Raw genomic sequence first — 12,045 nt, forward strand, 5'->3', positions numbered from 1 at the left:
CCTCGCTCCTACGGGGGTTGGGTGGTGTTCGCGGATGCTGTGTTCGACACAAATCCACTGTGGGAGCGGGCTTGCTCGCGAAGGCGTCGGCACCTCCAACATCAATGCTGAATGTGCTGACGCCTTCGCGGGCAAGCCTTGCTCCTACGGGGGGTTGTGTGAACCCTGAAAACCACAAACCCGGCACATGGCCGGGTTTGTGGTTTCTGCGTGCTGCGTTTATTTCACCGCAGTCTGCAACGCATGCTGCGCGCTGCGTTTGTTCTTGATGCCGTAGCAGATCCACATGAACGCGACCCACACCGGGATCGCGTACACCGAGATCTGGATCCCCGGGATCAACAGCATCACGCACAGGATGAACGCCACGAACGCCAGGCAGATGTAGTTCCCGTACGGGTACCACAGGGCCTTGAACAGCGGTGTTTGTTTGGTCTTGTCCATGTGCTGGCGGAATTTGAAGTGCGAGAAGCTGATCATCGCCCAGTTGATCACCAGGGTAGCCACCACCAGGGACATCAACAGCTCCAAGGCGTTTTGCGGGATCAGGTAGTTCAGCAGCACGGCGATCAACGTCACCGCAGCCGACGCCAGAATAGAACGCACCGGCACGCCGCGTTTGTCGATCTTCGCCAGGGCCTTCGGCGCATCGCCCTGCTCGGCCATGCCCAGCAGCATGCGGCTGTTGCAGTAGGTGCCGCTGTTGTACACCGACAATGCCGCGGTCAGGACCACGAAGTTGAGGATGTGCGCAGCAGTGTTGCTGCCGAGCATCGAGAACACTTGCACGAACGGGCTGCCGCTGTAGGAATCGCCGGACGCATTCAGGGTCGCCAGCAGGCTGTCCCATGGGGTCAGCGACAGCAGGATGACCAGGGCGCCGATGTAGAAAATCAGGATCCGGTAGATCACCTGGTTGATGGCTTTGGGGATCACGGTTTTCGGCTTATCGGCTTCGGCTGCGGTGAAACCGAGCATTTCCAGACCACCGAAGGAGAACATGATGATCGCCATGGCCATCACCAGACCGCTGACACCGTTCGGGAAGAAACCACCGTGGGACCACAGGTTGCTCACCGAGGCTTGCGGGCCGCCATTGCCGCTGACCAGCAAATAACTGCCCAGGGCAATCATGCCGACGATCGCCACGACCTTGATGATCGCGAACCAGAACTCGGCCTCACCGAAGACTTTAACGTTGGCCAGGTTGATCAGGTTGATCAGCACGAAGAAACCGGCGGCCGAGACCCAGGTCGGGATGTCCGGCGCCCAGTAGTGGATGTACTTGCCGACCGCGGTCAGCTCCGACATGCCCACCAGAATGTACAGGATCCAGCAGTTCCAGCCCGACAGGAAACCGGCGAAACCGCCCCAGTATTTGTGCGCGAAGTGGCTGAAGGAACCGGCCACCGGCTCTTCGACGATCATTTCGCCGAGCTGGCGCATGATCATGAAAGCAATGAAGCCGCAGATGGCGTAGCCGAGGATCATCGACGGGCCAGCGGATTTGAGGACGCCCGCCGAGCCGAGGAACAGCCCGGTACCAATCGCGCCACCGAGGGCGATCAGTTGAATATGGCGATTTTTCAGGCCGCGTTTCAGCTCGCCTGAATGCGAGTTTTGTCCACTCATGAAAAGGGTCTCACGCAAGGTTTGATGATGTTCAGTAGACGTTGCTGCTCGGTTGCAATTTCAAGCAGCGCCGATCAAACCCCAGCGCAAGCACCAGGAGTTCAGCGTATTTACAACGGTCATGCGTCACCTGTTTGTTTTTATCTGTGACGAAATCGAACCCGACACGCTTGTGGCGCGGCGGAGTGAACAAGACGGGTAGCCTTGAAATTTGCGCAGATGCGCAGGAGGTCACAGTTAAAACGCGGCGCATTGTACACCGCTAACCCCCTGCTGCCAGACACCGCTGGATCAGCGCGTCGGTTGCCGGGATTGCCTGTGTCCGCCTCGGGGGTGCCGGGCGGCTGCAAAAAAGAAGTCAGACCTTTGCAGGTCATCGACGCAGGCGATCAAAAAACCCGCCCACGGGGAGATAGAGAGATGAGTCACGGCGTTCATTGCGCCTCCTTCTTGTTATGCACCTGCACGGCAGGCATGGGGCGCATCTCACCCTTCAAACGTTGCTGAAACAAGCGCGCCAGAGCCTTGCGGGACCGTTGAAGAGCGGGCACGCGGAAGGTTTTCCTTACACGCTTGAAAAGGGATGCATTCCAAGGGCGTAGACGGCGAAATCCGTAAAATCCACGTTACAAACCGTAACGAAAACTTGCCAAATCAGATCAATCCATGACCCGACTGCAAATTGACGTTAGGAAGCTTCCTAAGGAAAAGGTCAAGTTAGTTTTTTGTTTTTTATTAAGAAATTCACGGCTAAAAAATGGATAAATAATTCAAACTAATCTTATTTAATTATTTTTTTGCATTCCAAAACGCTGTGAACTAGGTTTTCAGCGACTTGCCGAATTGCATCAAGCGGCAAGTTGGCGGGTTATTCACTGATTGAAAAACACGCTGCTGTTCCTCTTCAACAGTCATCAAAGTCATCTGGGAGATTCACTATGCAACTGGACAAAGACTTGGAAACCGAACTGCAACTGGACGATTGGTTTGAGGCACCGACCCATGACGCCGCCGTTGAAATGATGCAAGCCGACGCGGTTGTTCCGTTCGGCACGGCGATGTGGCCTCTGTAAGCCACCTCCGGCGGGTACGATCCGGCCGGTCGTGCCTGCCACATTTGCTCGGTTTGTCAGGGAGGACTACATGGATAAGCAACGCGCTATCTCGCATTTCCTTTACTACCTCGAACAACACCCGGCCCTTGTTGGTGTAAACCCGGCGAAGGTCTTGCTCGGCCACACCGCTGATTACGAGGCACTGACCGGCGCCATCGCCGAACAGGCCGGTAGCAGCCAACCGTTCAGCTTCAGCGCCATGCGCCTGGACCTCGAACCGACCGAATTGCTGGCCCAGGCGATTGCCGCCAGTGATCTGTACATTTTCTTCTACGACTCTTCCACCCTGCCCAACCCACGCCCCGAAGGCCCGGAATTCGTCCGTGCGCTGCAAGGAGTCATGGCGCAAAACTGGAAAAAGTCGCTGCTGTTCAAGGATTACGGCGATTACTTCTACGACACCTTCAGTGTCACCCCGCAGCGCATTGCCGGGTTGAACAGCCACTTGATCCAGCGCATGTCCCACGCGACAACGCTCAGTTTCAAGGATGACCATGGCTCGTGGTTTGAAACACCGCTAAGCAGCATCAAGAAGTGGACTGACATCAACGGTGTCGGCAACTTTGACCTGGCCCCCGGCGAAATCGCCACCCACAGCGAGTCCATCAATGGCCACGTGAACTTTATGGGGACATTCCTCAGTACGATTCCGTTTGCCCGCAAGTACGGCGTGCTTGAGTCGCCGCTGGAGTTGTGGATCGAGAACTCGACCATCAGCAAAATCGCCACGGACGTGCCGGGGCTGGAACATGATTTCAACAAGTACCTGGACGCCAATCCGTCGAATCGGCGGATTGAGGAGTTGGGCATTGGCACCAACGAAGGTGTGAAGGACCTCTACGCGCGCAATGCCGGGTTCGAGGAGCGTCACTGCGGCTTGCACCTGGGGTTGGGCGGTGGGGCCAAGGGCAGTCATCACCTGGACCTGATCTTCTCCGGTGGCGTGTTGGCGCTGGATGATGAGCCGGTGTTTGATGGGCGGTTTGTGTTCTAAACGATCGTTCCCACGCTCTGCGTGGGAATGCATCAATGGACGCTCAGCGTCCGCTTCGGAAGGGACGCGGAGCGTCCCGGGCTGCATTCCCACGCAGAGCGTGGGAACGATCAGCCATCACTGAAGCAAGACGCAAAAAAAAACGCCAACCCTGAGGCTGGCGTTTTTCACTTGCAGCTTGCAGCTAAAAACTTACCGCTGCTTCACTCCGGCTTACGACGACCAAAGCCCGGACGCTGGCCCGAACCGGCTGGCGCACCACGGCGTTTGCCCGATGGCGTGTCCTTGTCGACCAGAACGATGCCTGGGCGTTTTTTCGCCGGTGCCTTGGCCGGACGCTTGGTGTCGGCCGGACGGTCGGCCACTGGCGTACCGCGACTCGAATCACCACGAGCCTCACCACGAGGAGCACCACGATCGCTACGACCACCGGACGGAGCACCACGGCCTTCGCCGCGCTCGGTGCGACCGTTGGCCGGACGTGGCGTGCGTGGACCGCGCTCGCCATCAGCGCGAGGCGCTGCCGGCTTGCGGGCTGGACGCTCGCCTTCGATATGCGGCTCACGGGTGTCACGCGGCGTAGCAGCGGTCTGGTTACCGATGGCTGGACGCAACGAACGCACGCGCTCGGTCTTGCCCATCGGACGCGACGATTTACGCTGCATGCGATCGAGCTTGTCTTTGCTCTTGGCGTTCATCTGCGGCATGGCCACAGGCGTCAGGCCCACTTCAGCACTCAGAATGTCGACTTCGTACTGGCTCATTTCGCGCCAGCGACCCATCGGCAGGTCGGAGTTGAGGAACACCGGACCGAAACGCACGCGCTTCAGACGGCTGACTACCAAGCCCTGGGATTCCCACAGACGACGAACTTCGCGGTTGCGACCTTCCATCACCACGCAGTGGTACCAGTGGTTGAAACCTTCGCCGCCCGGCGCCTGCTTGATGTCGGTGAACTTGGCCGGGCCGTCTTCGAGGACAACACCTGCTTTCAAGCGCTCGATCATCTCGTCATCGACTTCGCCACGCACACGTACCGCGTATTCACGGTCCATCTCGTAGGAAGGGTGCATCAGGCGGTTAGCCAGTTCACCGTCGGTGGTGAACATCAGCAGACCGGTGGTGTTGATGTCCAGACGGCCGATGTTGATCCAGCGACCTTCTTTCGGTTTTGGCATCTTGTCGAATACGGTCGGACGGCCTTCCGGGTCAAGGCGGGTGCAGATTTCGCCGTCGGGCTTGTTGTACATGATCACGCGGCGTACCGACTCGGCGGCTTCTTCGCGCTTGATCACGCGGCCATCAATGGTGATGGCGTCGTGCATGTCGACGCGCTGGCCAAGGGTGGCGTCTTTGCCGTTGACCTTGATGCGTCCATGGCTGATCCAGGCTTCTACGTCACGGCGCGAACCGACGCCGATACGGGCGAGGACTTTCTGCAGTTTTTCGCCTGCCGGGCCAATTTCGGCGTCGTCTTTCGGGCCGTCGTTCTGGTCTTTGATACTCATCTGGGCACCTCCCGGTGTGGTCTGTTCAGGCAGCTCTGAAGTGAGGGGCCTGAAGCGTTGAAAGCTGGGGTCTCGGGCGAAGGGATCGCCGGAGGGTCGCGAATCATACGCTCATGCGAGCGTTCGCGCATCAGAGACTAGCTGATGAATGCAGACTTACTTGCCTTTCCGCCGACCGGTGGCGCCAAGCTTGATCAACCGCAGCGCCGCTTCGGCCAGCACCGTGCGTTTGTCGGACTTATCGAGCTTCTTCCAGGCCTTGATTTCGCGCTTGCTGCGGCCACAGCCGACGCAGATGTCGTCGGTGAATTTGCAGAGGCTGATGCAGGGGTCTTTGGTAGAACTCATTTTTTGACTCCGCTCGTTCCCATGCTCCGCGTGGGAATGCATCCCGTGACGCTCTGCGTCACAGCGGACGCAGAGCGTCCGTGGCGGCATTCCCACGCGGAGCGTGGGAACGATCAGTGGAAAGTTAATCGTCGTCGAATTCCCGGCGTTCGGCTTCGATCGCTTCGGCCAGGGCGCGGGCTTCGGCTTCTTCGTCGCTGAGCTCGGGTTCCGGTTCGGGCTTGGGTTGTTCCAGAGCGGCGACGGCGGCCAGGAGTTTCTCTCGCGCTTCGGCCACGCCAAGGACATCGTCTTCCAGCTCTGCTTCCGGCTCGTCTTCGATTGTGGCTTCAGGCTCAGGCTGAAGTTCAACTTCAATCTCAGGCTCAGGCTGCTCCTGACCCTCCTCGCCTTCAGTCACCGCCCCATCCCGCAACAAGTCATCAAAATCGGTCTTGATCCCCTGCTCCATGTCATCGAGTTCCAGCAACAGCGTGTGGAAACTGGTTTCTTCCTTGGGTTCTTCCGGCTCGGCGCTGGCGTCGGCCAGTTCCTGCAACCCGGCCGGCACCGGCGCGTCGTCGAAATCGAGCACGGGGTCCGGTTCCATTTCTCGCAGTTCGGCCAGCGGCGGCAAATCGTCGAGGTTTTTCAGGTTGAAGTGATCGAGAAACACCTTGGTGGTGGCGAACATCGCCGGTTTACCCGGCACATCGCGGTAACCGACGATGCGAATCCACTCGCGCTCCAGCAACGTCTTGACGATGTGGCTGTTGACCGCCACGCCCCGCACGTCTTCGATCTCGCCCCGGGTGATCGGCTGGCGATAGGCGATCAGCGCCATGGTTTCGAGCATGGCGCGGGAATAACGCTGCGGGCGCTCTTCCCACAATCGACCGACCCACGGCGAGAACTTCTCGCGAATCTGCAGGCGATAGCCGGACGCGACTTCCTTCAGTTCGAAGGCGCGACCGTCGCAGGACTTGGCCAGGATCGTCAGGGCTTTCTTGAACACCGGCGGCTCCGGCCGTTCACCCTCTTCGAAGAGTTCGAACAGGCGTTCAAGCGATTGCGGTTTTCCCGAGGCCAACAGAAAGGCTTCAAGCAGTGGCGCCAGCTCGCGGGGTTCAGTCAGGTTCATGATTCAACTCGTTATTCGGCTCGGGCCCGCACATGGATCGGCGCGAACGCTTCATTCTGCACCAGCTCGACCAAGGATTCCTTGACCAGTTCGAGGATCGCCATGAAGGTCACCACCACCCCCAACCGCCCTTCCTCAGCGGTGAACAGCTCGACAAAGGGAACGAAACCGCCGCCCTTGAGCCGTTCCAGCACATCGCTCATGCGCTCGCGGGTCGACAACGCCTCGCGGCTGACCTGGTGACTTTCGAACATGTCGCCACGGCGCAGGACCTCGGCCATGGACATCAGCAATTCTTCCAGACTCACGTCCGGCAACAGCTTGCGCGCCCTCGCTTCCGGGGCATCGAGCTTGGGCACTACTACGTCACGACCGACCCGGCTCAGGCCATCGATGCCCTCGGCAGCAGCCTTGAAGCGCTCGTATTCCTGCAAGCGGCGGATCAGTTCGGCTCGCGGATCATCTTCTTCGGCTTCGATGGTTTCGGCGCGTGGCAACAGCATCCGCGACTTGATCTCAGCCAGCATCGCGGCCATCACCAGGTACTCGGCGGCCAGTTCCAGGCGCACCGACTGCATCAACTCGACATACCCCATGTACTGGCGGGTGATCTCCGCCACCGGAATGTCGAGGATGTTGATGTTCTGTTTGCGGATCAGGTAGAGCAGCAGGTCGAGGGGGCCTTCAAAGGCTTCGAGAAATACCTCGAGGGCGTCCGGCGGGATGTACAGGTCCAGCGGCATTTCCATGACCGCTTGGCCATAGACCATGGCGAAGGGCAGCTCTTGCTGGGCTCCGGCCTGACTGTCGACGGGTTCTACTGCAGACATCTAGGCCTCGGCCATGAATGGCGCAGGGTCGCCGCAACCGACGCGGATCACTTCGGGCTCGCCATCGGCAAGGTTGATCACCGTGGAGGCTTTGATCCCGCCGAAACCACCGTCGATGATCAGGTCCACCTGGTGCTCGAGCAACTGGCGCATTTCGTGGGGATCGCTCAGCGGGTCAGTGTCGCCGGGCATGATCAGCGTCACGCTCATCAGCGGCTCGCCCAGCTCGGCCAGCAACGCCAAAGCGATCGGATGGCTTGGCACCCGCAGGCCGATGGTGCGCTTCTTGGCGTGCAGCAACAGGCGCGGCACTTCGCGGGTGGCGTTGAGGATAAACGTATAAGGCCCAGGTAAATGGGCCTTGAGGATACGGAAGGTGCCGGTGTCGATCTTGGCGAACAGCCCCAGTTGCGACAGGTCGCTGCAAATCAGCGCGAAGTTGTGTTTGTCGTCGAGCTGACGCAACCGGCGTACGCGCTCCACGGCGTTCTTGTCGCCGATCTGGCAACCAATGGCGTAGGACGAGTCTGTGGGATAAATCACCACCCCGCCTTTGCGGATGATCTCGACCGCCTGTTTAATCAGGCGCGCTTGCGGGTTTTCCGGATGAATCTGGAAAAATTGACTCACATTTTCTACCTGTTCAGACGGCGGCAATAATTGGGTCATGTTTGAATCGACACCATAACGGTGGCAGATCCTCCGGAACCGGGCGATATTCACCGATTTCCGACCAGCCTCCAGGGCCATGAAAATCACTGCCGGCGCTGACCAGCAGACCGAACTCACGAGCAAGAATGGCCAGGCTGCCCACCTGTTCGGCGGGCTGATGGCCATTGACCACTTCAATCGCGTGGCCGCCTGCTTGAATATAGTCGGCAATCAGGCGACGACGCTTGCTGCGAGTGAAATCGTAATGCCACGGATGCGCCAGGCTGACCCAGGCACCGGCGGCGCGCAGGGTCGCGACGGTGTCCTCCAGGGTCGGCCAGTGTTGCTTGACGTCGCCCAGCTTGCCGGCGCCCAGCCATTTGCGGAACGCTTCGGCGCGATCCTTGACGTAACCTTCGCGCACCATCCAGTCGGCAAAATGCGGTCGGGCCGGCGCGTTGCCGCTGTCGCCCAACGCTTTTTGCATCTCCCGGGCACCGTCCATCGCGCCTGGCATACCTTTGAGCGCCAATTTACGGCTTATTTCTTCGGACCGTAGCCAGCGGCCATCGTGCAATTTGGCGATTGCCTCGACCAACGGTACGGCATTGACGTCGAAACCGTAGCCCAGCACATGAATGGTCGCGCCGCCCCAGGTGCAGGACAATTCGACGCCGTTGACCAGTTGCATCCCCAACGCCGTCGCGGCGCTGCGGGCCTCGTCGAGGCCTTCGAGGGTGTCGTGATCGGTCAAGGCCAGGACTCGCACGCCTTTCTCGAACGCACGCGCAACCAGTACCGCAGGCGCCAGGGCGCCATCGGAGGCCGTGCTATGGCAGTGCAAATCAACATTCACAGGGCTTTGTAACCTCAAATCAGCTGGCGCTATCGCGCGCCAATATGTTTGTTATTATGCCGACACATCCTGCTTCTGGCTGCCACTGTGAAACAATTCATCGACTTCATCCCGCTTCTGCTGTTTTTCATCGTCTTCAAAATCGATCCACGGGTCGTCGACATTGCCGGTCATGAGGTCACTGTAGGCGGTATTTACAGCGCCACCGCAATGCTGATCATCAGTTCCCTGGTGGTGTACGGCACGCTCTTCATCAAGCAACGCAAGCTGGAAAAGAGCCAGTGGCTGACCCTCATCGCCTGCCTGGTCTTCGGTAGCCTGACCCTGGCGTTCCACAGCGAAACCTTCCTGAAATGGAAAGCCCCGGTGGTGAACTGGCTGTTCGCCCTGGCGTTCATTGGCAGCCATTTCATCGGCGACCAACTGCTGATCAAACGCATCATGGGCCACGCGCTGACCCTGCCGGATGCGGTCTGGACTCGCCTGAACATCGCCTGGATCGGGTTTTTCCTGTTCTGTGGCGCCGCCAATCTGTTCGTCGCGTTCACTTTCCAGAACTACTGGGTCGACTTCAAAGTCTTCGGCAGCCTGGGCATGACGCTGCTGTTCCTGGTCGCGCAGGGCATTTATCTGTCCCGCCACCTGCATGACGCCGACACTACAACGCCAAAAACCGAGGACTGACATGCTCTACGCCATCGTTGCCACAGACGTCGCCAATTCCCTGGAAGCCCGCCTGGCTAACCGGCCCGCACACCTTGAGCGCCTGCAACAGCTCAAGAGTGAAGGTCGCATCGTACTGGCTGGCCCCAACCCTGCCGTGGACAGCAATGATCCGGGCGCCGCAGGTTTTACCGGCAGCCTGATCGTTGCTGAATTCGAATCCCTGACCGCCGCACAAGCCTGGGCCGAAGCCGACCCATTTGTCGCTGCAGGCGTCTACGCCAACGTTTCCGTGAAGCCGTTCAAGCAAGTCCTGCCGTAATCTCTCCCCTCGCGATGAACCTTATCGGTTCATCGCGCTCTCAATCGCTCATTATTCTCGTTTGCCTGCCGACAACTTGCCCAATAACTCGATTGGAATCAGGAGTCGTGATGCGCAAGGGTCCGTTGTGTCTGATGTTGGTGACGTTGTCGGTCGTGGCCCCCGTGCACGGTGAAGAGGCTGCCCCCGGCAGTAACTCCACGCCGTTGTCGTTGAGCGCCGGCAGCCAGATCGCCGAGTTGCAGCAACGCTTGAAGGTCAGCGAGCAGCAACGAGAAGAACTGAACAAACAACTGCTAAATGCCGATGCTGAGCGCGAAAGCGCCCAACTGGCCCGGTTGCGCCAAGAGAACCAGCGCCTGAAGCTGCAACTCAAGGAAGCCCTGGCCAACGGTCCGCTGCCCCGCCTGCTGACCGATCAGCAACAATGGTTCGTCACCGGAGGCGGAGTAGCGCTATTGGCCCTGCTCTGCGGTATCTTTGCCAGTGGAGCAAGTCGAAAACGTCGGCAATGGCTAAATTGAGTGAGTCATGAGCGAGCTGTTATTAATTGATGATGATCAGGAGCTGTGTGAGCTCCTGAGCAGTTGGTTGAGCCAGGAAGGCTTTGTGGTCCGTGCCTGTCACGATGGCCAGAGTGCCCGCCGTGCACTGGCCGAAACCTCCCCGGCCGCCGTGGTGCTGGACGTGATGCTGCCCGACGGCAGTGGCCTGGAGTTGCTCAAGCAACTGCGCAACGACCACCCGGACTTGCCCGTGCTGATGCTCTCGGCCCGGGGCGAACCCCTGGACCGCATCCTCGGCCTGGAACTGGGCGCCGACGATTACCTGGCCAAGCCGTGCGACCCACGGGAACTGACAGCCCGGTTGCGCGCCGTATTACGCCGCAGTCATCCGGCAGCCGTGTCGAGCCAGCTCGAACTCGGTGACCTGTGCTTCAGCCCGGTGCGCGGTGTGGTCAGCATCGACGAACAGGAATTCACCCTCACCGTCTCTGAAAGCCGCTTGCTCGAAGCCCTTATCAAGCAACCTGGCGAACCTCTGGACAAACAGGAACTGGCGCAGATCGCCCTCGGTCGCAAGCTGACCCTGTACGACCGCAGCCTGGACATGCATGTCAGCAACCTGCGCAAGAAGATCGGCCCGCACCCCGATGGTCGTCCACGCATCGTGGCCCTGCGTAGCCGCGGTTACTACTACAGCCTCTGAACCCAAGCATTTCCCTCGTAGGAGCATGGCTTGCCCGCGATGGCGTCCTTGAGACCGTCATCGCGGGCAAGCCTTGCTCCTACGCAGCCTGTAAGTTTTGTCAGGTCGGCACAAAACTGTCTTTACCCAAGCTTTACGCTCCGCTGACCGCCGCTGACCTTGATCTCCGTAATCTGAACTCATCCGGAACGTACCGGGAACGAGACAAGGAGATTCACCATGCGCAAGACTCTTATCGCTCTGATGTTCGCCGCCGCCCTGCCGACCGTTGCCATGGCCATGCCTGAAGGGGCCGGCCCGATGGGTGGCCCAATGGACGGCCCGCGCCACGGCGGTCAGATGTACCATCACGGTAAAGGCGGCCCTTACAGCCAACTGGACCTGAGCCGCGAACAGCGCGAGCAGATCCGCAAAATCATGGGCGAGCAGATGCATGATCGCAAACAACTGGTCGAGAAATACCTGGAGAAACTCTCCCCGGCTGACCAGAAAGCCATGAAAGACGAAATGGCCACCAAGCATCAGAAAGCCCAGGCCGATGTGCGCGCCGTGCTGAAACCGGATCAACAGAAGAAATTCGACGAGATCCAGAAAAAACAGGCCGAGCGCCGCGCCGAGTGGGCCGAGTTCAAGGCCTGGAAAGCGCAACAGCCGCAAAAAGCGCAATAATGCGATAACCCCGGACCCGACGGCTAACCCCGTCGGGTTTTTTACCATTTAGATCCGTGTAGGAGCGAGGCTTGCCCGCGAAGGCGATTTAACATTCAACATCTCTGTTGGTCATTAAATCGCCTTCG

At 59.2% G+C, this 12,045-nt stretch carries 14 protein-coding genes; 7 read left to right on the top strand and 7 right to left on the bottom strand.

Annotation, left to right across the window (positions count from 1 at the left end):
• Positions 1–219 precede the first annotated feature (219 nt).
• Positions 220–1,632 (bottom strand): amino acid permease, encoded by a 1,413-nt coding sequence (locus BK667_RS22280; protein ID WP_123509100.1) that lies wholly within the window; start codon positions 1,630–1,632, stop codon positions 220–222.
• A gap of 938 nt (positions 1,633–2,570) precedes the next feature.
• On the opposite strand from BK667_RS22280, the gene BK667_RS33630 reads away from it, so the two are divergent.
• Both BK667_RS33630 and BK667_RS22285 read left to right on the top strand, forming a co-directional pair.
• Complete coding sequence (locus tag BK667_RS33630; protein WP_259698148.1) at positions 2,571–2,705, top strand: hypothetical protein; 135 nt, start codon at positions 2,571–2,573, stop codon at positions 2,703–2,705.
• A 70-nt stretch (positions 2,706–2,775) separates the two neighbouring features.
• Complete coding sequence (locus BK667_RS22285) at positions 2,776–3,741, top strand: M29 family metallopeptidase (protein WP_123598921.1); 966 nt, start codon at positions 2,776–2,778, stop codon at positions 3,739–3,741.
• A gap of 203 nt (positions 3,742–3,944) precedes the next feature.
• Here BK667_RS22285 and rluB read toward each other — a convergent pair whose 3' ends face one another.
• The 6 genes from rluB to BK667_RS22320 form a co-directional block, all read right to left on the bottom strand.
• Positions 3,945–5,249 (bottom strand): 23S rRNA pseudouridine(2605) synthase RluB, encoded by a 1,305-nt coding sequence (rluB, locus tag BK667_RS22290; protein ID WP_123509098.1) that lies wholly within the window; start codon positions 5,247–5,249, stop codon positions 3,945–3,947.
• A gap of 156 nt (positions 5,250–5,405) precedes the next feature.
• Positions 5,406–5,597: a DUF1289 domain-containing protein gene (locus BK667_RS22295; protein WP_123509097.1), complete on the bottom strand. Its 192-nt coding sequence runs from the start codon at positions 5,595–5,597 to the stop codon at positions 5,406–5,408.
• A gap of 124 nt (positions 5,598–5,721) precedes the next feature.
• The gene (scpB, locus tag BK667_RS22305) at positions 5,722–6,717 is read right to left on the bottom strand and encodes an SMC-Scp complex subunit ScpB (RefSeq protein ID WP_123598922.1); all 996 of its coding nucleotides are present in this window, start codon (positions 6,715–6,717) and stop codon (positions 5,722–5,724) included.
• 11 nt (positions 6,718–6,728) lie between these two features.
• The gene (locus BK667_RS22310; protein ID WP_054049226.1) at positions 6,729–7,547 is read right to left on the bottom strand and encodes a segregation and condensation protein A; all 819 of its coding nucleotides are present in this window, start codon (positions 7,545–7,547) and stop codon (positions 6,729–6,731) included.
• On the bottom strand, positions 7,548–8,177 hold the full coding sequence (locus BK667_RS22315; RefSeq protein WP_123509159.1) for an L-threonylcarbamoyladenylate synthase: 630 nt from the start codon (positions 8,175–8,177) through the stop codon (positions 7,548–7,550).
• 13 nt (positions 8,178–8,190) lie between these two features.
• Positions 8,191–9,054, bottom strand: a complete 864-nt coding sequence (locus tag BK667_RS22320; RefSeq protein WP_123509094.1) for a PHP domain-containing protein — start codon at positions 9,052–9,054, stop codon at positions 8,191–8,193.
• Positions 9,055–9,141: 87 nt separating this feature from the next.
• Between BK667_RS22320 and BK667_RS22325 the strand changes: the two genes are divergently transcribed.
• The 5 genes from BK667_RS22325 (at position 9,142) to BK667_RS22345 (ending at position 11,917) form a co-directional block, all read left to right on the top strand.
• Positions 9,142–9,738 (top strand): septation protein A, encoded by a 597-nt coding sequence (locus BK667_RS22325; protein ID WP_123509093.1) that lies wholly within the window; start codon positions 9,142–9,144, stop codon positions 9,736–9,738.
• Between the two features lies 1 nt (position 9,739).
• Positions 9,740–10,039: a YciI family protein gene (locus tag BK667_RS22330; RefSeq protein ID WP_123598923.1), complete on the top strand. Its 300-nt coding sequence runs from the start codon at positions 9,740–9,742 to the stop codon at positions 10,037–10,039.
• Between the two features lie 110 nt (positions 10,040–10,149).
• Complete coding sequence (locus BK667_RS22335; RefSeq protein ID WP_123598924.1) at positions 10,150–10,563, top strand: SH3 domain-containing protein; 414 nt, start codon at positions 10,150–10,152, stop codon at positions 10,561–10,563.
• Between the two features lie 7 nt (positions 10,564–10,570).
• Positions 10,571–11,248 carry a response regulator transcription factor gene (locus BK667_RS22340; RefSeq protein WP_123598925.1) on the top strand — a complete coding sequence of 226 codons (678 nt, stop codon included), beginning with the start codon at positions 10,571–10,573 and terminating at the stop codon, positions 11,246–11,248.
• A 219-nt stretch (positions 11,249–11,467) separates the two neighbouring features.
• On the top strand, positions 11,468–11,917 hold the full coding sequence (locus tag BK667_RS22345) for a Spy/CpxP family protein refolding chaperone (RefSeq protein WP_123509089.1): 450 nt from the start codon (positions 11,468–11,470) through the stop codon (positions 11,915–11,917).
• Positions 11,918–12,045 lie beyond the last annotated feature (128 nt).

Source organism: Pseudomonas frederiksbergensis (genome assembly GCF_003732705.1).
In the GTDB taxonomy this organism is placed as follows: Bacteria; Pseudomonadota; Gammaproteobacteria; order Pseudomonadales; family Pseudomonadaceae; genus Aquipseudomonas; species Aquipseudomonas frederiksbergensis_F.